Genomic DNA, 18,425 nt, shown 5'->3' with positions numbered 1-18,425 from the left:
CTCCCTATTCCCCATTCCCCGCTCCCCATGGATAAAGTCTTCATCGAAGGTCTGGAAATCGACGCGCTGATCGGCATCTACGATTGGGAGCGGCGGATCCGGCAGACGCTGCGCTTCGATCTGGAAATGGGCTTCGACAACCGCAAGCCCGCGGCCAGCGACGACATCGCCGACACGCTCAACTACAAGGCGGTGAGCAAGCGCCTGGTGGAGCTGGTCGAGCAGTCCGGCTACGGGCTGGTCGAGACGCTGGCCGAGCGCTGCGCGGAAGCGGTGCTGCAAGAATTCGACGTGCAGTGGCTGCGGCTGAAGCTGAGCAAGCCGGGCGCGGTGCGCGGAGCGCAGGCAGTGGGGGTCATCATCGAGCGCAGCCGCGCATGAGCACGCAGGCATCGCTGCCCGGCGCGCGTTTCTTCGCCGACCTGCAGCACACCCTGGCGCCGTATCCCTGGGCCTACGACGCGATGGTGATCGTGGCGCTGCTGCTGGCGGCGTGGCTGGCCAACTGGGTGACCAAGCGGATCCTGCTGCGCGGGCTGCGGCGGGTGCTGCGCGCCACCGTGCTCAGCGACAAGGAAGTGAAGCTGAGCGTGATCCCGCGCCTGGCCAACGTGATCCCGGCGCTGGTGCTGTCGCTGGGCATCGGCGCGGTGCCGCATCTGCCGGCGGCGATGGTCAGCGTGGTGCGCAACGTCTGCGCCGCCTTCATCGTGCTGACCGTGGCGCTGGCCCTGTCGCGCGTGCTGGACCTGCTCAATCACGTCTACGAACGGCGCCCGGACGCGCACAACAAGCCGATCAAGGGCTACATGCAGTTGCTCAAGATCGTGCTCGGCGTGGTCGCGGCGGTGCTGATGGTGTCGGTGCTGGTCGACAAGTCGCCGGTGATCCTGCTGTCGGGCGTGGGCGCGATGATGGCGGTGCTGATTCTGGTGTTCCAGGACACCCTGCTGTCGCTGGTGGCCAGCGTCACCATCAGTTCCAACGACATGGTCCGCGTCGGCGACTGGATCGAGATGCCGCAGCAGAACGCCGACGGCGACGTGATCGACATCGCGCTGCATACGGTCAAGGTCCAGAACTGGGACAAGACCATCACCACCATCCCGACCAAGAAGCTGATCAGCGACTCGTTCAAGAACTGGCGCGGGATGAGCGAGGCCGGCGGGCGCCGGATCAAGCGCGCGCTATATCTGGACCAGCACAGTGTGCGCTTCCTCGACGCTGCCGAGATCGAGCAGATGCGGCAGTTGACCGTGCTGCGCGAGTACATCGACCGCAAGCGCGACGAACTCGGCGCGTGGAACGGGGCGCTGGCCGAACGTGGGGTGGCGCCGATCAACGGCCGCCGGATTACCAACCTCGGCACCTTCCGCGCCTACGTCGAGCACTATCTGCGCGCCAGCCCGCACGTGCGCCAGGACATGACCCTGCTGGTGCGGCAGCTGGAACCCGGCGCCAACGGCCTGCCGCTGGAGCTGTACTGCTTCGCCAACGACACCCGCTGGGCGATGTACGAGCAGATCCAGGCGGACCTGTTCGATCACCTGCTGGCGATCCTGCCCAATTTCGACCTGCGCGTGTTCCAGGCTTCCAGCGACGCGATGTTCATGGACAGCGCGCGGATCCGCCGCGCCCCGGACGCCGTGCCGCCGCCGGCGGCTTGACGGCTGTCACGTCTGCGGGCATGTTGCGGGACAACATGCCGGCGCCTCTCGCCGCCGGCCCGCAGCAACAAGGGGCGCGATGGACTGGAGCAAGTACCGCACGGCCACCTTCGACGAGCTGATCCAGTCCGATGGGCAGCCACGTCCGGCCGCGCGCCGGGTCATCGAGTACCTGTCCAGCCTCAGTGGACGCGAATTGTCCGAACGCCAGCTCGCCGCCGACGTCGCCGCGCGGGTCATGGGCATCACCTTCACCGTCTACTCCGACGGCCGCAACGTCGACCGCACGCTGCCGTTCGACCTGATCCCGCGGGTGATCCCGCTGCACGAATGGCAGCGCACCGAGGCCGGGCTGAAGCAGCGCATGCGCGCGCTCAACCTGTTCATCGGCGACATCTACGGCGCCCAGCGCATCGTCAAGGACAAGGTGTTCCCGGCGATGCTGCTGGAGCACTCGGTCAACTTCCGCCCGCAGTGCGTGGGCATCACTCCGGCGCTGGGGGTGTGGGCGCACGTGTGTGGCTCGGACCTGGTGCGCGACGCCGACGGCACGCTGTACGCGCTGGAGGACAACCTGCGCATCCCCAGCGGCGTGTCGTACATGCTCGAGAACCGCATGGTCGCCAAGCGGGTGTTCCCGGAGCTGTTCGAGACCAGTGCGATCCTGCCGGTGGACGACTACCCGGCGCAGCTCTACGACACCCTGGCGGCGCTGTCGCCGCGCCCGGGCGACCAGCCGGTGATCGCGTTGCTGACCCCGGGCATCTTCAACAGCGCCTACTTCGAGCATGCCTACCTGGCGCAGGCGATGGGCATCGAGCTGGTCGAGGGCGACGATCTGTTCGTGGCCGACGACGACTGCACCTACATGCGCACCGTGTACGGACCGCGCCGGGTCGACGTGATCTACCGCCGGGTCGACGACCTGTTCCTGGATCCGGAGGCGTTCCGCGCCGATTCGGTGCTGGGCGTGGCCGGGCTGATCCGCAGCTGGCGCGCCGGCAAGGTGGCGCTGGCCAATGCGCCGGGCGCCGGCGTGGCCGACGACAAGGTGGTGTTCGCCTACGTGCCGAAGATGATCCGCTACTACCTGGACGAGGAGCCGATCCTGCCCAACGTGCCCAGCTACCTGTGCCACGACGACAAGGACCGCCAGTACGTGCTCGAGCACCTGGACGAACTGGTGGTGAAGCCGGCCAACGAGTCCGGCGGCTACGGCATGCTGATCGGCCCGCGCTCGACCACGCGCCAGCGCGAGCAGTTCCGCAAGCTGATCCTGGCCGACCCGCGCAACTACATGGCGCAGCCGACCCTGGGCCTGTCCACCGCGCCGATCGTGACCGAGGCCGGGCCGGCGCCGCGGCACCTGGACCTGCGCCCGTTCATCCTGTCCCGCGAGGACGTCTACGTGACCACCGGCGGGTTGACCCGGGTGGCGATGGAGGAGGGCTCGCTGGTGGTCAATTCCTCGCAGGGCGGCGGCGCCAAGGACACCTGGGTGGTGGACCTGGACGAGGAGCTGGACTGATGCTCTCGCGCGTTGCCGACAACCTCTACTGGTTCAGCCGCTACGTGCGCCGCGCCGAGACCACCGCGCGGCTGGTGGGAGTGGGCAGCCTGCTGCAGCTGGACCTGCCGCGCTCGGTGCGTTTCGCCTGGCGGCCGATGATCGACACGGTCGGCGCCGGCGAGATCTTCGCGCTGTGGTTCCCCAACGCCGGCGACGACGTCGGCGACGCCGACGTGGTGCGCTTCCTGCTGCTGGACGAGCGCAATCCGTCCTCGCTGCGCAGTTCGGTGCAGTACGCGCGCGAACTGCTGCGCAGCATCCGCGACACCCTGCCGCAGGAGATCTGGGAAGCGGTCAACGACCTGCACCTGTACATCGACGCCAACGGCGAGCGCAGCGTCGGCCGCCGTTACCGCATGGAGTTCCTGGGCCACGTGACCGACGCCTGCCTGAAGGTGTCCGGGCTGCTGACCGCCAACGTCAGCCGCGACATCGGCTTCCAGTTTCTGCGCCTGGGCACTGCGATCGAACAGGCCGACATGACCACGCGCATCATCGATGCCGGTGCCTCGGGCCTGATCACCCCGCGCAAGGCCGACGACCGCGAGGCCTACCAGGCCATGCAGTGGATGAGCGTGCTGCGCGCGCAGGCCGCCTACCAGATGTACCGCCGCCACGTGCGCCAGCGCGTCACCGGCGAGCAGGCGCTGCGCTTCCTGCTGCAGAACAACGACTTCCCGCGCAGCGTGCATTTCTGCCTGGTCCGCGCCCAGCACATCCTGCCGACCATGCCGCCGCGGCCGCCGGTGGAGCGCGCGCTGATGCGCATCAGCGGGCTGGTGCGCAATGCCGACCCGGCGTACCTGGCGCAGCACAACCCGGCCGGGTTCATGGACGAGATCCAGACCCACCTCGGCCACCTGCACAGCGCCATCGCCGAGGCCTACTTCAGCTCCTGAGCTGAGGCGGGCGGCCTGTGCGCTGCGCCAGCGGCCGGCCGCGGCGATCCGGGATCAGCGCCGGGCTGAGCCGGGCCCGGCTCTCCCTCCAGTCCCCCCTAGGCGGCGCCCCTTCGCCGGCGTATGGTGCGCGGCGGCAGGGTCGGCCCCGGTCGGTAGACAGTTTTATGAATAGGCGATTCCGGCGCCGGAACTTGCCCCATCGACTGGCCGCAGAGCTAGAATTGGCGGCTATGTAAACGTTTTCTCAAAGGACCCCATGGCTTCGGATCGTATCGAATCGCTCATCGCCCGCATGACCGTCGAGGAGAAGGTCGGCCAGCTCGGCGTCTTCGCCGACATGGTGCGCCCGTTCGCCCCCGACGTGAATCCGGAAGCCAACGTCCGCAATGCCGACGAGGTGCTGCAGCAGGTGCGCGCCGGCCGGGTCGGCTCGCTGTTCAACGGCGTCGGCGCGGAACTGGGGCGGCGCATCCAGCAGGTGGCGCTGGAGGAGAGCCGGCTGGGGATCCCGGTGATCCTGGCTGCTGACGTGATCCACGGCATGCGCACGGTGTTCCCGATCCCGCTGGGCGAGGCCGCCAGCTTCGAGCCGGAACTGGCCGAGCGCACCGCGCGCGCCACCGCGGTCGAGGCCACCGCCGCCGGCATCCACTGGACCTACGCGCCGGCGGTGGACATCGCCCGCGACCAGCGCTGGGGCCGCGGCGCCGAGGGCGCCGGCGAGGACGTGGTGCTGGGCTGCGCCTTCGCCGCCGCGCGCGTGCGCGGTTTCCACGGGCCGGACCTGCGCGCCGACGACGCGCTGCTGGCCACGCCCAAGCATTTCGCCGCCTACGGCGCGGTCGCCGCCGGCATGGAGTACGCCAGCGTCGACATCGCCCCGCAGACCCTGCGCGACGTGCATCTGCCGCCGTTCCAGGCCGCCTTCGAGGCCGGCGCGCTGAGCGTGATGACCTCCTTCAACGACATCAACGGCGTGCCGGCCAGCGCCAACCACGAACTGCTGACCGAAATCCTGCGCGGCGAATGGAAGTTCCCCGGCGTGGTGATCTCCGACTACACCGCCGACATGGAGCTGATCGCGCACGGCTATGCCGCCGACGAGCGCGACGCGACCAAGAAGGCCTTCCTGGCCGGCATGGACATGAGCATGCAGAGCGGCTTCTACGCCGCGCACCTGCCGTCGCTGGTGGAGGACGGCGAGGTGCCGATGGCGCTGCTGGATGCCTCGGTGCGCCGCGTGCTGGAACTGAAGGAAGCGATCGGCCTGCTCGACGATCCGTACCGTTCGCTGGACCCGGCGCGCGAGGCCGACCTGTCGCACATCGCCGCGCACGATGCGCTGGCGCGCGACGCGGCGCGGCGTTCGATCGTGCTGCTGAAGAACGACGGCCCGGTGCTGCCGCTGCGCAAGCAGGGCCAGAAGATCGCGCTGATCGGCCCGTTCGCGCAGGATCGCGACAACATCGAGGGCTGCTGGACCCTGTTCGGCGACAAGAGCCGCTACGTGACCCTGGAAGCCGGCGTGCGCGCCGCGCTGGCCGACGCGCAGGCGCTGACCGTGGTGCCCGGCTGCGGCCTGGAAGCGCCGCTGGACGGCGGCATCGAGGCGGCGGTGGCCGCCGCGCGCGGCGCCGACGTGGTGGTGCTGGCGCTGGGCGAGCCGCAGCGCTACAGCGGCGAGGCGCAGTCGCGCACGCAGATCGTGCTGCCGCCGGCGCAGCAGGCGCTGGCCGAGGCGGTCGCCGCCACCGGCACGCCGCTGGTGGTGCTGCTGCGCAACGGCCGCGCGCTGGCGCTGCAGGGCGCGGTGCGCGATGCCGCGGCGATCGCGGTGACCTGGTACCTGGGCACGCAGACCGGCCCGGCGGTGGCCGACGTGCTGTTCGGCGACTACAACCCGTCCGCGCGCCTGCCGGTGAGCTTCCCGCTCGATGCCGGGCAGCAGCCGTACTTCTACAACCACCCGCGCACCGGCCGGCCGGAACTCCCGACGATGAGCGAGTTCAAGTCGCGCTGGCGCGAGGTGCCGAACGCGCCGCTGTATCCGTTCGGCCACGGCCTCGGCTACACGCAGTTCGCCTACGGCACGCCGCAGCTCGACCGCACCCAGGTCGGCTGGGACGACACCCTGACCGTGACCACGCGCATCGACAATGTCGGCGAGCGCGAAGGCGAGGAAGTGGTGCAGCTGTACATCCACGACCGCGTTGCCAGCCGGGTGCGCCCGGTGCGCGAGTTGAAGGCGTTCCGCAAGGTGCGGCTGGCCGCAGGCGAGGGCATGGAGGTCCGCTTCACCCTCGATCGCCACGCGCTGGCCTTCACCGGCCGCGACGGACAGTGCGCGGCCGAGCCGGGCCTGTTCGACCTGTGGGTGTGCGCGTCCTCGGCCAGCGGCGAGCCCGTGGCCTTCGAGCTGCTGCCCGGCTGAGCCTGGCGCAGCGACAGCCGTCGCCGACCTGGGCGTGACGCCGATGGTGATTCGGTCGCGCGGATTGCCCTGATCCGGAGGCAGCGCCATGCGGCCCGGAGGACGCGCGCTGGCTGCTCTTGCAGCCACTTTCATGGTCTGGCGTGCCTCTGTGGGGTCGCAACGGACGCCTGTCGTGGGTGTGGGCGCGTGTACTCGTCGCGTCGGCTTCCTGCCTGCGGCCTGCGTTCCCGGCCTTCCATGCAGGACGCGGCGTGACGCCGCCTGCATCTGCGGAAGCGTTCCGATGCGGCCTGCTGCAGGCGTCTACGGCGGGTGCGGCGCGGCATCCACTGTGATCGGGTGCGTAACTCGCCGCTTTCCTCTACCTTATGCATTCAGGTTGCGTTGTCGGGATGCGCGCTGCGCCTCGCCCATGCGCCGATCCTGGTCTTCCCTCATCACAAGGAATTTCTCATGCAAGCTGCGCCCAAGACCTCCGCCGCCTTTATCGCTGCCTCCTGGGGGGCGTTGCTGCTGGGCACGGGCGGGTTCCTGATCGGCTTGTGGAATGCCGAAATGATGTTGAACGAGAAGGGCTATTACTTCACGGTCCTGCTGTTCGGCCTGTTCTCCGCGGTCTCGCTGCAAAAGAGCGTGCGCGACCGCGTCGAGGACATTCCTGTGAGTGGGTTGTATTACTCGATCTGCTGGTTCTCGGTGATCGCGGCGCTGGTGCTGTTGGCAGTCGGTCTGTTCAATGCAACCTTGTTGCTGAGCGAGAAAGGCTTCTATGCCATGGCCTTCGCGCTTAGCCTGTTCGGTGCAGTGGCGGTGCAGAAGAACACCCGCGATGCGGTGGGGGCCGGTCAAGGCGGCAAGCGCCACGTCGGGCAGACGCTGCCGCCTCCGCTGGAGTGATCCGCTCTGGCGCGCTGCCCCGGGCGGGCAGACCGCTGCCGTCGTGACCGCGACCACGGCTTGGCCGCGGCATGCTTGCCGTGCACGCGGGCTCTGCTAGGTTCGGGATTCGACCCCAACCGATAGGTGCACGTCATGCGAACTCCCCTGGGTTTGGCTTGCGCGCTGGCCATGGGCCTGGCGATCTCTGCGGCGCACGCCGCCCCCGCCGACACGGCCGCCGAGCGGCGCGGCGACTGGCCGTTCTCGGCGACGCCGGTCGCCACCTTCAACGAACCGTGGGCGATGAGCTTCCTGCCCGACGGCACCGCCTTGGTCAGCGAGAAAGGCGGCACGCTCAAGCGCATCGATCCGGTCAGCGGCCATACCGGCACGGTCAGCGGCGTCCCCACCGTGGCGTACGGCGGCCAGGGCGGTCTCGGCGACGTGCTGCCGCATCCGGGCTTCGCCAAGAACGGCTGGGTCTACCTGAGCTACGCCGAACCCGGCAGCGGCGACACCCGCGGCGCGGCGGTGATGCGCGCCAAGCTGACCCTGGACAGCAGCGGCGGCGGCACCCTGTCGCAGCAGCAGGTGATCTGGCGGCAGCAGCCCAAGGTGTCCGGCAACGGCCACTTCGGCCATCGGCTGGCGTTCGGGCCGGACGGCAAGCTGTGGATCAGTTCCAGCGAGCGGCAGAAGTTCGATCCGGCGCAGGACATGAGCGGCAACCTGGGCAAGATCGTGCGTCTCAACGACGACGGTAGCGTGCCGGCCGACAATCCGTTCGCCAACCGCGGCGGCGTCGCTGCGCAGGTGTGGTCGCTGGGCCACCGCAACGTGCTCGGTCTGGCCTTCGACGCCAACGGCCGGTTGTGGGAACACGAAATGGGCCCGGCCGGCGGCGACGAGCTGAACCTGATCCAGCGCGGCGCCAATTACGGCTACCCGATCGTGTCCAACGGCGACCATTACGACGGCCGCCCGATTCCCGATCACAGCACGCGCCCGGAATTCGCCGCGCCCAAGGTGAGCTGGACGCCGGTGATCTCGCCGGCCGGCTTCGTCATCTACAACGGCAGCCGCTTCCCGCAGTGGCGCGGCAACGGCTTCATCGGCGGCCTGTCCTCGCAGTCGCTGGTGCGGATCGAGTTCAACGGCGAGACCGCACGCGAGGCGGCCCGCTACGACATGGGCAAGCGCATCCGCGAGGTGGAGCAGGGGCCGGATGGCGCGCTGTGGCTGCTGGAGGATGGCGCCGGTGGGCGGTTGCTGAAGCTCCAGCCGCTGGAGAGTTGAGGAGTACACCCGGCAGCGGCGGTTGCGCCGCTGCCGGGTGAGCGGCGTGGGGCGCACGCGCCTGCCGATGCGTCGATGCTGGCGGCGTGGGTGCGATCAGGAACATCGCCGTGCTGCCTTCGTAGGCGCGGCTTCAGCCGCGACGGGCTTTACTGAGGACGGTCTTTACTGAGAAAGCCTGTCGCGGCTGAAGCCGCTTCTACAGGTGGGAACGTGGCGTGTCGCCTTATTCGCCGTTGCCGGCACGCTCCCAGGCGCGGCGCACCGCGTGGCGGGCCTTGCTCCAGCTCAGCGTCTGCGAGCCCTTGTTGTTGTCCCAGTCGCGGTGCAGTTCCGCTTCCACCTGCTCGTAGGCGCGGTTGAAGTCGCGGATGCGCGCCTCGTGGCCGGCGTGGTAGGCGGGCTCGTAGTCCTCGAACCGCTCGCCTTCGCTGTAATAGGGCTCGTCGGCGAAACGATCGCGCCAGTACTGCGAGACGCTGTTGCGGTCCTCGTCGTTGGGCGCACGGCCGGGAATCTGATACGGAATGCTCATGATGGTTCTCCGTGGGCGATGAATGCGCTTAACGCTAGCCACGCCGGCGTTAAACCCGCCCCTGCGCGGCGTGATCGCGATATGAAACATTCATGCCTTCTGGCAGGCTGCGCCGGCGATCAGGGTGGCTTACGATCCGCCGCTACGCCCCCTCTCTTCCGGCAAATCCCATGGCCGCCAACGGCATCGCCTTGTTGACCCCGTACCTGGCCACGGCCGGCGTCGGCTGGCTGTATTACCGACGCATCCGCCGCTACTTCGGCCGCCAGCCCTGGCAGCCGCGGCGCACGGGCGTGCGGCTGGGGTTCCTGCTGCTGGTCGCGGTCCTGCTGACCTGGCTGGCCGTCCAGTTGCCCGCCGTGCGCCTGGGCATGGCGCTGGGCGCCGTGGGCGGCGCCGCGCTGGGCGGCTTCGCCCTGCATCACACCCGCATCGAATTGCAGGACGGCGCGCGCTGGTATACGCCAAATCCCTGGATCGGCGCCGCGCTGAGCGTGCTGTTGCTCGGGCGTCTGGCCTGGCGCTGGGCCAGTGGGGCGTTCGCCGGCGGCAGCGCGGAAACCCTGCAGAACGCCAGTCCGCTGACCATGAGCATCGCCGCGGCGCTGATCGCCTATGGGCTGGTGTACGCCGCGGGTCTGTTGGTGCGCATGCGGTCGCTGACACCGGCCGCCTGACGAAACGCGCCTGCCGATGACGACGCCATGACGGCGGGCCTTCGGGCCGTGCAACCGCGTCAGTACGGAACTGCGCAACGGAGAACGTCTCGCGCCAGGCCTGGCCTAGCTGGCGTGATGTCAGTGCGCGGCAGCCGCCGCTTCGTAAGGCAAGGCCGTGGTGCCGGCCGCGCGCAGCGGCGCGTCGGCGGCGTCCAGTAGCTCCGGCTCGCCTTCGATCACCACCAGGATGCGCCCGGCCTCGATTTCCTCTTCGAAGTTGCGCCGCACCGGATCCGGCACGGTGGAACCGACCAGTGCCGAGGACCAACTGCCGACCAGGGCGCCGGCGATGGCCATGACCCCGGCGCCGGCCAGGGTGATGCCCAGCGGCGGCACCGCGATCGCCGCCAGCCCGGCCAGCAGCCCGGCCGCACCGCCGCCCAGGGCGCCGCGCGCCGCGGCCGGTACGGTGTCGGTCTTGCCTTCCTTGCGGTCGTCGGGGATGGCGTCCAGCTCGATGTCGCCGCGTGCGACCAGCGACAGGTCGTCGTTGTCGAGGCCGGCACCGCGCGCGGCCTGCAGTGCGCGCGTGGCGGTGGGCAGATCCGGAGCGCTGTAGACGCGGCGTCGTTTCATGGCGGGCGGCTCTCGCTGGTGGGCGTCCAGCGTCCGGGCGCCGCGGTTATCCGCGCGTGACCTGCGCGCAAGGCGGCGTGAAGGCGTTCATGCCGCGTCCTTGCGCGGGAACCGATAGAACAGCGCGCCCACCAGCAGCGCCACGCCCGCGGCGGCCAGGTTCTGCCAGCTGGCGCTGAGCAGCAGCGCCAGCGCCAGCAAGAGCGCCGCGAGCGGGATCAACGGCCCGCCCGGCAGCCGCAGCGCGCCGGGCCGATCGCGATAGCGCCGTGCCAGCACCAGCACCGCCGCGGCGGTGCCGATGTAGGCGAACAGGCGGGTGACCATCGACAGCAGCGCCAGTTGCACGAACGAGCCGGACAGCGCCAGCGCCAGCGACAGCACGCCTTGCAGCAGGATCGCCGCGGCTGGCGTGCGGAAGCGCGGATGCACCCGTGCCAGGAACGCCGGGCCGTAGCCGTCCTTGGCCAGCGCGAACAGGAAGCGTGGCCCCAGCATCACCGTGTTGCTGGTGGTGCCGAGGATGGAGATGGTGGCGCCGACGGTGAGGATCAGCGCCAGCGCTTCGCCACCGAAGCCGCTGGCGGCATCGGCCAGTGGCGTCGCCGATTGCGCCACGTTGGGCAGCGTGCCCTGCGCCACCACCTGCACCGCGGCATAGATCAGGGTGACGGTGACGATCATGGTGATCAGCGCGAACGGCACGTCGCGGCGCGGATTGCGGTATTCGCCCGCGGCGGCCGGGATGTTCTCGAAGCCGGCGTACGCGAACAGCAGCAGCAACGCCGCCTCGCCGAGGTTGCCGACATCGCGCGGGTCCGGGGTCTTGCCCGAGAACGCCCACGACCAGTCCACGTAGAACACGCCGATCGCCACGAACAGCAGCAGCGGTACCAGCTTGCCGATCACCAGCGCCACGCCGGTGCGCGCGGCCGACTTCACCCCGATCACGTTGATCGCGGTGAGCAGGCCGAGCGAGCCGATCACGATGGCCAGGCGCGCGCCGCCCCCGGCCGCGGCCGGCCAGAAGCGCACCACCGCATCGGCCAGCCCGTTGCTCAGCGCCGCTGCCGAACTGATCCGGGTCAGCCAGATCATCCAGCCGATCTCGAAGCCGGCGAAACGGCCGAACGCCTCGCGCGCATACAGATAGCTGCCGCCGGGTTCGTCGAAGTAACTGGCCGCCTGCGCGTAACACAGCACCAGCAGCGCTACCGCCACACCGGCCAGCAACACCGCCCACAGGCTCAGCGGCCCGAGCAGGGCGGCGGTGGCCGCGGGCAGCAGGTAGATGCCGCTGCCGATCACGTCGTTGATCGACAACCCGACGATCTGCCAGCGGCTGACCGCGCGGACCAGCCCGGGTGCGGGCGCCTGGCTCACGACGCCGGCTCCACGGCCGGCAGCGCCCACTCGGCCTGCAGGCGCCGGTAGGCATCGCGCGGCAGCAGCACGAACAGCGGCGCGGCGGACGGCCGCAACCACGCCAGCAGCCGCTGCATGTCGGCCGGCTGCATCGCGGTGCAGCCGGCGGTGGGCGCGCCGGGCGCGCGCCACAGGTGCGCAAAGATGCAGCTGCCGGCGCCCGGCGTGGCCTGCGCGTTGTGCTGGATCACGAAGCCTTCGCGGTAGCGCTGATCGCCGGCGTGTTGCAGGTCCAGGCGCATTGGTTCGGTGGACCCGGCCACCGCGGCGCTGCCGACCTTGTCGGCATCGACGATCTGGTTGTACAGCGGCGATCCGGGCACATCGATGCAGTAGTTGCTCTGCTGCATCGCCTGGTAGGGCATGGCGCTGTCGATGCGCGACGCATAGCCGAAGGCTTCGCCGATGGTGAACACGCCGGCCGGGCTGCGGCCATCGCCTTCGCGTTTCTGCGGGCCATCCGTCTGTGCCGGATGCAGGCCCAGGCCCCAGGCGCTGCCGTGACTGCCGAGGCTCACGTCGAAGGCCTTGCCCTGCGCACGCCAGCCTTGTGCATCACGCTCGAACGCCTGCAACGTGCCCTGCGGGCTGTCCCAGTCAGGCGCCAGCACCAGGATCAGTTGCTGCGCGCGCTGCACGGCCGGCACGGTGGTGTCGGCGGCCATGCCGGGCGCGGCGATCAGGGCGCACAGCAGGGCCAAGCCGATGCGCCAGGCGCGATGGTGGCCGGCATGCGGTGGCGCGGCGGGGGACCGATGGAGCAGGGGCATGGGGATCTCTGGGGGCGACTTGGGCGCGAGGGCGCGCCTTGGGTGCAAGGTAGCGCAGTTGCGAGGCGGATGGCGCGCGCTGGTGCGGTGATCTTGTCGACGACTTGGCCGATGCGGTGGGTGGCGAGTGGTGTATGTGTTGGTGACGTGTGGGCGGCGGTATGGGTGTTGTGTCGTGAGTGTCCGCGCTGCGCCAGAGCAAGCTGATCCACGCCGTTGCCGTTGCCGTTGCCGTTGCTCCGGCTTTTGACTTGCCGGGTTCCCTTCCGAAGCGGCGGCCGGCCCGGGGAAAAACCCCGAAGGGGCGGCGCACATGGATGTGCGCCGTTCGCGGCAGGGGCAGGATGCCCCTTCCGCGAATCCCCGGGCTGGACGCGGACCCGGAGCGCGTTAGCGCGCAGGGCGCGAGGCAGGGTGTGCTTTCTTTTGGTTACTTTTCTTTGCACAAGCAAAGAAAAGTAACTCGCCGCAAGGCGAAAGCTTTGCTCTTGCTCTTGCACTTGCTCTCGCTATCGCACTTGCTCTTGCACTTGCTATTACTACGGCGGCCGCTGGATTGTAGGAGCGGCTTACGCCGCGACATGCATGACCGATTACGTTGGTCGCGGCTGAAGCCGCTTCTACGGTTCTTCTTGTCTGACACGAAAGCTTGAAGCAACAGCAAAGGCTTTCGCCCTCTCGGGCGAGTTACTTTTCTTTGCTCGCGCAAAGAAAAGGTAACCAAAAGAAAGCGCGCCCTGCCTACGCGCCCTCCGCGCTGCGCGCTCCGGGTCCGCGAACCAGGCGGGATCCGCGGAAGGGGCATCCTGCCCCTGCCGCGGACGGCGCACGTCCATGTGCGCCGCCCTTCGGGTTTTTCCCGCCTGGTTCGCCGCTTCGGAAGGGAACCCGGTAAGTCAAAAGCAACAGCAAAAGCAACAGCCACAGCCACAGCCACAGCCACAGCAAAGGCAACGGCAACGGCAACGGCAACGGCAACGGCAAAAACGTTCGGCGAATGAGCGTTTTACGTACCTGAGACACAGGCGCCGCATCTGCAGCGGCTTCCCGGTCTCTCGCTTATGGCACGGTGCTAGCGAACCAGCGAAGGCCGCAACACCGAATCGCGCGCGACCAATCGATGCGGCACCACATGATCGACATACGCGCGCTCGGCACCAGCCGCCTGCCGGATGTCCCGCAACAACAGATCGATGGCCGCATCGGTCATGTCCGCCACCGGCTGATGGATGGTGGTCAGCTCCGGCCACACCATCGTCGATGCCGACGTGTCGTCGAATCCCACCACCGACAGATCCTCCGGCACCTTCAGGCGGCGACGATGCGCCACCGACACCACCGCCGATGCCATGTCGTCGTTGCTCGCGAAAATCGCACTGGGGCGTGCCCGCAACGCCAACAGTCGCTCGGCGGCCTCGAGCCCGGCGCGATAGGTGAAGTCGCCCGGCTGCACGAGCGCGGCGTCGTAGTCGATGCCCGCATCCGCCAGGGCATCGCGGTAACCCTGCCAGCGGTGCGCACTGGCGGTCTGGTTCGGGTCGCCGGTGATGTAGCCGATGCGCGTATGCCCGTGCGCGATCAGGTGCGAGACCATGTCATGGCTGGCGCGGCGGTCGTCGATGTGCACGCAGGACAGCCTGTCGCTGAACCGGCTCGACGCAATGGAGACGACGGGAATGCCGGCGTCGACGAACACGGCGACGATGGCTTTCGATTCGCACAAGGGCGCGGGGAGAATCACGCCGGCCACGCTGCTGCAGAGCGTGCGTGCGGCCTCGCGGCGTGCCCGCGGACCCAGTCCGTCCCACGTGGCGATCACCAGTTGCGCCGCCACGCGGGTCGAACCACGCAGCGCGCCGACCAGCAGTTCGCGCAGATAGCTGGAGCTGGGGTTGGTGTAGATCAACGCGATGCAGGTGTGCTGCGCGGCGGCGAGCGCGCTGGCGGCCGGGTTGGGCCGGTAGTCCAGTGCGCGCACGCTGCGCATCACCCGCTCGCGCGTGCTCTCGCGCACGCCGGCGTGACCGTGGGTGACGCGCGAGACGGTCATCGGCGAGACACCCGCATGCGCCGCGACGTCGTCGATGGTGATGGCGTTCCCTCTTCGACGCGTCGTTTTGGGGGTGTTCTTCAAGGAATGCAGTCCTTTGTTGCGACGCATGATGACAAGCGATGTCCCGGGTGCGTAGTCTGCGCCGTGACGCGATGATAGCGCTATCAATCAGCGGCAGTCGGGCTCGGGGGGAGCCTTTATCGCGCGTCGTCTGGCAATCCTGAAACGGAGTTTTGAGTCGCAGCGACGCAGAGCGCGCTGCGATGTTCGGCGTGGAAGACGGGCATCGCCCGTGCGTGCCTCTTAGGGGAGGGGCGGTACATCCATCGATCGCATGTCAGAGGGGAGAGTCATGAGCGCTTCTATGTTTCGTCGTAGCCCAGACCTGGGGGCTCGTCCATGAGCCGCACGCTGGCGAAGTTCAAATCCAGGGCCATGTTCACCTTCGTCGGTGGCGTCCTGGTCATCAATCCCGCATTCGCACAGGACGCGTCGACGCCCGCGCCGGCGGCAGAGCAACAGGCTCAGAGCAGCCCGACGCAGCTGGACACGGTCCAGGTCACCGGCCTGCGCAACAGCCTCAGCCAGGCGATGGACATCAAGCGCGACGCCGCGGGCGTGGTGGATGCCATCAGTGCCGAAGACATCGGCAAGTTCCCCGATACCAACCTGGCCGAGTCGCTGCAGCGCATCACCGGCATCTCCATCGAACGGCGCGATGGCGAAGGCGCGCAGGTCACCGCGCGCGGCTTCGGCCCGCAGTTCAACATGGTGACGCTCAACGGGCGGCAGATGCCGGGCGCCGATGCGTTCGGCGCTGCCGGCCAGGTCGCCATCGGCGGCGTCGACGGCGGCACCCGTGCCTTCAACTTCGCCCAGCTGGCTGCCGAAGCGATCAATGGCATCGAGGTCTACAAGACCAGCCAGGCCAACATGCCCAGCGGCGGCATCGGCGCCACCATCAACATCCTGACCGCGCGCCCGTTCGACCACCAGGGCATCGTCGCCAGTGCCGGCGCCAAGGCCGTCTCCGACCGCAGCCAGCCGTTCGACAACGACATCACCCCGGAACTGTCGGGCATCTTCAGCTACAGCAATCCGGACAAGACCTTCGGCGTCGGCGTGAGCGCGAGCTACCAGAAGCGCAAGGGCGGCTCGGTGCAGGCCACCGAGAACTATTGGAACGTGCAGCCGTGGACGGGCTCGATGCCCGGCAATCCGACCGTGGTCAATGCGCCGCAGATCGGCGCGCTGTATGCCCGGCCGAACGACCTGCGCTATGCGTTCTCCGAGTTCGAACGCGAGCGCGTCAACGGCCAGGCGGTGCTGCAGTTCGCACCCACCGACAGCCTGACCCTGACCCTGGACTACACCTACTCGACCAACGAGATCACCGAGAATCGTGGCGAGCAGGGCATGTGGCTGCAGAACAGCAACTACACCGATGTGACGTTCGATACCAGCGGCGCGGTGGCCGTGCCGACCTACATCCGCGAAATCGCCGGCACCAAGGATTTCGGCCTTGAGCAGCAGCGCAGCATGCAGAAGTACAAGCTGGGCTCGCTCGGCCTGAATGCGGTGTGGAACGTGACCGACCGGCTCAAGCTCAGCTTCGACGCGCACGACTCGAAGAACGAAAGCCGTCCCAACGATCCGTTGACCGGTGGCGGCTCGCTGTTCATGAGCATCGCCGGCACCAACAACTGCACCACCGGGCCGCACTGCGGCGGCTCCTGGGTGCAGGAGCTGAACTTCAACAATGGCCTGCCGATCGGCACCCAGGTCTGGTATCCGAGCGACGCCGCTGCCGCGGCCAAGGCCAATGGCGTGGTCAACCCGGGCTTCGTGCCCGGCGAGATCGGTTCGCAGGTGCTGCGGGTCAATTCGCAGAGCCAGATCAGCCAGATCAAGCAGGCACGTGTGGACGGCGAATGGAGCTTCGACCAGGGCCGCTTCCAGTTCGGCGTGGATACCAACAAGTCGACCACCCACCGCATCCAGGCGGCCGAGGCGTATTCCACCCTGGGCGACTGGGGCGTGGCCAACGTCGACCGGGATACCGCCGGCGGCCTGATGAACCTGATGCAGCCGGTCAACATCATTGGCCTGTTCCATGACTACAGCGGGACGAGTTGGCCGGCGTGGCGCGGCGATGCGGGCCGGCTGGCGGAATGGGCGGCCAGCCAGTACGGCGTCGGCCTGGGCGTGAGCCCGCAGCGCGCCGCCGACAACTTCGTGGAGGAGAAGACCCGTTCGGCGTATTTCCAGGTGGAACTGGATGGCGAGTTGGCCGGTCGGCGCACCAATACCCGGCTGGGCGTGCGCTACGAAACCACCGACGTGGTGTCGACCTCGATCATCGCCACGCCCGAGGCGATCGAGTGGCAGTCCAACAACGACTTCCGCGTGGTGCTGTCCAACGAGCAGCAGCCGTTCAGCGAGAAGACCACGTACAGCTACATCCTGCCCAACCTCGATTTCAGCATAGACCTCACCGACACGCTGAAAGGCCGCGTCTCCTTCGGCAAGAGCATCGCGCGCGCGCCGATCGGCAATCTGTATGCCGGCCCAGGGGCACAGCAGCCGTTCGGCTCGGTGCTGATCGATCCTTCCTCGCGTGCCAGCGGCACGGCGCAGAATCCGTCGCTGAAGCCGCTGGAATCCGACAACCTCGACCTGGCGCTGGAGTGGTACTTCGCCGATGCGAGCTACCTGTCGGTGACGTACTGGAACAAGTCGGTCAACAACTTCATCGGCAACACCGTGGTGCAGGAGAATCTGTACGGCCTGCGCGATCCCACCTCGGGTCCGGACGCGAAGTCGGCGCTGGCGTTCCTCACCAGCGGTGCCTGCCTCGCCCAGGTCGGCCCGGCCAATGCGGCGGCCTGCTCGGCCAACGACACTTCGCTGTTCACCGCGCTGGCCCTGCTGCGCAACAACCCGGCCGGCCTGGCCGCCTACAACGGCACCGGCGCGCAGGTGCTGGCGACCGAAGCGGCCTACGATCTCTACGGCGAGGCCGACGATCCGCTGTACGAGTTCAACGTCAACCGTCCGATCAACCAGAACCAGGCCAAGCTGCACGGCTGGGAGCTCGGCGGGCAGTACTTCCTCGGCGACACCGGGTTCGGCATCCTCGCCAACTACACCATCGTCAAGGGCGACGTCGGCTACGACAACGGTGGCGACCCGGGCATCGACCAGTTCGCGCTGACCGGCCTGAGCGACACCGCCAACGCGGTGCTGATGTACGAGAAGTATGGCTGGTCGGTGCGCCTGGCCTGGAACTGGCGCGACCAGTACCTGATCCTGGCCAACCAGGGCACAAGCCGCAATCCGTACTATGTGGAACCCTACGAGCAGTGGGATCTCAGCGTGAACTACACGTTGAACGATCACTGGTCGTTCGGCCTGGAAGCGATCAACCTGACCGGCGAGGACGTGCGCTGGCGCTCGCGTACCTCGAAGATGATCGTGAAGCTGGCCGACCAGAGCCCGCGTTATATGCTGGGTGTGCGTTACAAGTTCTGAACAAGGCGGAGAGGTTCTCTTCGCATGTCGCCACGGGCGCCGCTGCGATTGCGGCGGCGCCCCGTGCC

Annotated in this window: 14 protein-coding genes; 9 read left to right on the top strand and 5 right to left on the bottom strand. The window is 68.4% G+C overall.

Annotation, left to right across the window (positions count from 1 at the left end; all coding sequences use genetic code 11):
• Positions 1-27: 27 nt before the first annotated feature.
• From folB to SLW55_RS19870, 7 genes are all read left to right on the top strand, one after another.
• On the top strand, positions 28-381 hold the full coding sequence (folB, locus tag SLW55_RS19900) for a dihydroneopterin aldolase (protein ID WP_017912042.1): 354 nt from the start codon (positions 28-30) through the stop codon (positions 379-381).
• Positions 378-1,667, top strand: coding sequence for a mechanosensitive ion channel domain-containing protein (locus SLW55_RS19895; RefSeq protein ID WP_320745609.1), 1,290 nt, complete (start codon positions 378-380; stop codon positions 1,665-1,667). Before folB ends, SLW55_RS19895 begins: the two co-directional genes overlap by 4 nt.
• Positions 1,668-1,746: 79 nt before the next feature.
• Complete coding sequence (locus SLW55_RS19890; RefSeq protein WP_010341631.1) at positions 1,747-3,195, top strand: circularly permuted type 2 ATP-grasp protein; 1,449 nt, start codon at positions 1,747-1,749, stop codon at positions 3,193-3,195.
• The gene (locus SLW55_RS19885) at positions 3,195-4,136 is read left to right on the top strand and encodes an alpha-E domain-containing protein (protein WP_320695121.1); all 942 of its coding nucleotides are present in this window, start codon (positions 3,195-3,197) and stop codon (positions 4,134-4,136) included. Before SLW55_RS19890 ends, SLW55_RS19885 begins: the two co-directional genes overlap by 1 nt.
• Positions 4,137-4,395: 259 nt before the next feature.
• A complete protein-coding gene (locus SLW55_RS19880) occupies positions 4,396-6,570 on the top strand; it encodes a glycoside hydrolase family 3 N-terminal domain-containing protein (protein WP_320745608.1) in 2,175 nt (724 codons plus the stop codon).
• A 456-nt stretch (positions 6,571-7,026) separates the two neighbouring features.
• A complete protein-coding gene (gene yiaA / locus SLW55_RS19875) occupies positions 7,027-7,470 on the top strand; it encodes an inner membrane protein YiaA (protein WP_017908676.1) in 444 nt (147 codons plus the stop codon).
• Between the two features lie 135 nt (positions 7,471-7,605).
• On the top strand, positions 7,606-8,748 hold the full coding sequence (locus SLW55_RS19870) for a PQQ-dependent sugar dehydrogenase (RefSeq protein ID WP_267082671.1): 1,143 nt from the start codon (positions 7,606-7,608) through the stop codon (positions 8,746-8,748).
• A 226-nt stretch (positions 8,749-8,974) separates the two neighbouring features.
• On the opposite strand, the gene SLW55_RS19865 is transcribed toward SLW55_RS19870, so the two are convergent.
• Positions 8,975-9,283: a hypothetical protein gene (locus tag SLW55_RS19865; protein ID WP_320745607.1), complete on the bottom strand. Its 309-nt coding sequence runs from the start codon at positions 9,281-9,283 to the stop codon at positions 8,975-8,977.
• 170 nt (positions 9,284-9,453) lie between these two features.
• Between SLW55_RS19865 and SLW55_RS19860 the strand changes: the two genes are divergently transcribed.
• Positions 9,454-9,960 carry a hypothetical protein gene (locus SLW55_RS19860; protein WP_295941739.1) on the top strand — a complete coding sequence of 169 codons (507 nt, stop codon included), beginning with the start codon at positions 9,454-9,456 and terminating at the stop codon, positions 9,958-9,960.
• Between the two features lie 120 nt (positions 9,961-10,080).
• Here SLW55_RS19860 and SLW55_RS19855 read toward each other — a convergent pair whose 3' ends face one another.
• From SLW55_RS19855 to SLW55_RS19840, 4 genes are all read right to left on the bottom strand, one after another.
• Complete coding sequence (locus SLW55_RS19855; protein ID WP_295907504.1) at positions 10,081-10,578, bottom strand: hypothetical protein; 498 nt, start codon at positions 10,576-10,578, stop codon at positions 10,081-10,083.
• Positions 10,579-10,665: 87 nt separating this feature from the next.
• Positions 10,666-11,961, bottom strand: coding sequence for an APC family permease (locus tag SLW55_RS19850; RefSeq protein WP_152246938.1), 1,296 nt, complete (start codon positions 11,959-11,961; stop codon positions 10,666-10,668).
• On the bottom strand, positions 11,958-12,668 hold the full coding sequence (locus SLW55_RS19845) for a L,D-transpeptidase family protein (RefSeq protein WP_244150116.1): 711 nt from the start codon (positions 12,666-12,668) through the stop codon (positions 11,958-11,960). Before SLW55_RS19845 ends, SLW55_RS19850 begins: the two co-directional genes overlap by 4 nt.
• Before the next feature lie 1,177 nt (positions 12,669-13,845).
• Positions 13,846-14,823: a LacI family DNA-binding transcriptional regulator gene (locus SLW55_RS19840; protein ID WP_295949316.1), complete on the bottom strand. Its 978-nt coding sequence runs from the start codon at positions 14,821-14,823 to the stop codon at positions 13,846-13,848.
• Between the two features lie 402 nt (positions 14,824-15,225).
• Between SLW55_RS19840 and SLW55_RS19835 the strand changes: the two genes are divergently transcribed.
• Positions 15,226-18,357, top strand: a complete 3,132-nt coding sequence (locus tag SLW55_RS19835) for a TonB-dependent receptor (protein ID WP_152238241.1) — start codon at positions 15,226-15,228, stop codon at positions 18,355-18,357.
• The last annotated feature ends 68 nt before the right edge of the window (positions 18,358-18,425 follow it).

Origin of the sequence: Xanthomonas sp. LF06-19, from assembly GCF_034105425.1 — a bacterium.
GTDB lineage: Bacteria > Pseudomonadota > Gammaproteobacteria > Xanthomonadales > Xanthomonadaceae > Xanthomonas_A > Xanthomonas_A sontii.
Note: the sequence above shows the minus strand (reverse complement) of the source record. Positions and strands in the feature narration are given on the sequence as shown.

Excerpts from the sequence above, each read along its gene's own strand:
- SLW55_RS19860 (WP_295941739.1), top strand. The coding sequence starts at position 9,454 with ATGGCCGCCAACGGCATCGCCTTGTTGACCCCGTACCTGGCCACGGCC.
- SLW55_RS19835 (WP_152238241.1), top strand. The coding sequence starts at position 15,226 with ATGAGCCGCACGCTGGCGAAGTTCAAATCCAGGGCCATGTTCACCTTC.
- SLW55_RS19880 (WP_320745608.1), top strand. The coding sequence starts at position 4,396 with ATGGCTTCGGATCGTATCGAATCGCTCATCGCCCGCATGACCGTCGAG.
- SLW55_RS19855 (WP_295907504.1), bottom strand. The coding sequence starts at position 10,578 with ATGAAACGACGCCGCGTCTACAGCGCTCCGGATCTGCCCACCGCCACG.
- SLW55_RS19865 (WP_320745607.1), bottom strand. The coding sequence starts at position 9,283 with ATGAGCATTCCGTATCAGATTCCCGGCCGTGCGCCCAACGACGAGGAC.
- SLW55_RS19885 (WP_320695121.1), top strand. The coding sequence starts at position 3,195 with ATGCTCTCGCGCGTTGCCGACAACCTCTACTGGTTCAGCCGCTACGTG.
- SLW55_RS19840 (WP_295949316.1), bottom strand. The coding sequence starts at position 14,823 with ATGACCGTCTCGCGCGTCACCCACGGTCACGCCGGCGTGCGCGAGAGC.
- SLW55_RS19895 (WP_320745609.1), top strand. The coding sequence starts at position 378 with ATGAGCACGCAGGCATCGCTGCCCGGCGCGCGTTTCTTCGCCGACCTG.
- SLW55_RS19845 (WP_244150116.1), bottom strand. The coding sequence starts at position 12,668 with ATGGCCGCCGACACCACCGTGCCGGCCGTGCAGCGCGCGCAGCAACTG.
- SLW55_RS19890 (WP_010341631.1), top strand. The coding sequence starts at position 1,747 with ATGGACTGGAGCAAGTACCGCACGGCCACCTTCGACGAGCTGATCCAG.
- SLW55_RS19870 (WP_267082671.1), top strand. The coding sequence starts at position 7,606 with ATGCGAACTCCCCTGGGTTTGGCTTGCGCGCTGGCCATGGGCCTGGCG.
- yiaA (WP_017908676.1), top strand. The coding sequence starts at position 7,027 with ATGCAAGCTGCGCCCAAGACCTCCGCCGCCTTTATCGCTGCCTCCTGG.
- folB (WP_017912042.1), top strand. The coding sequence starts at position 28 with ATGGATAAAGTCTTCATCGAAGGTCTGGAAATCGACGCGCTGATCGGC.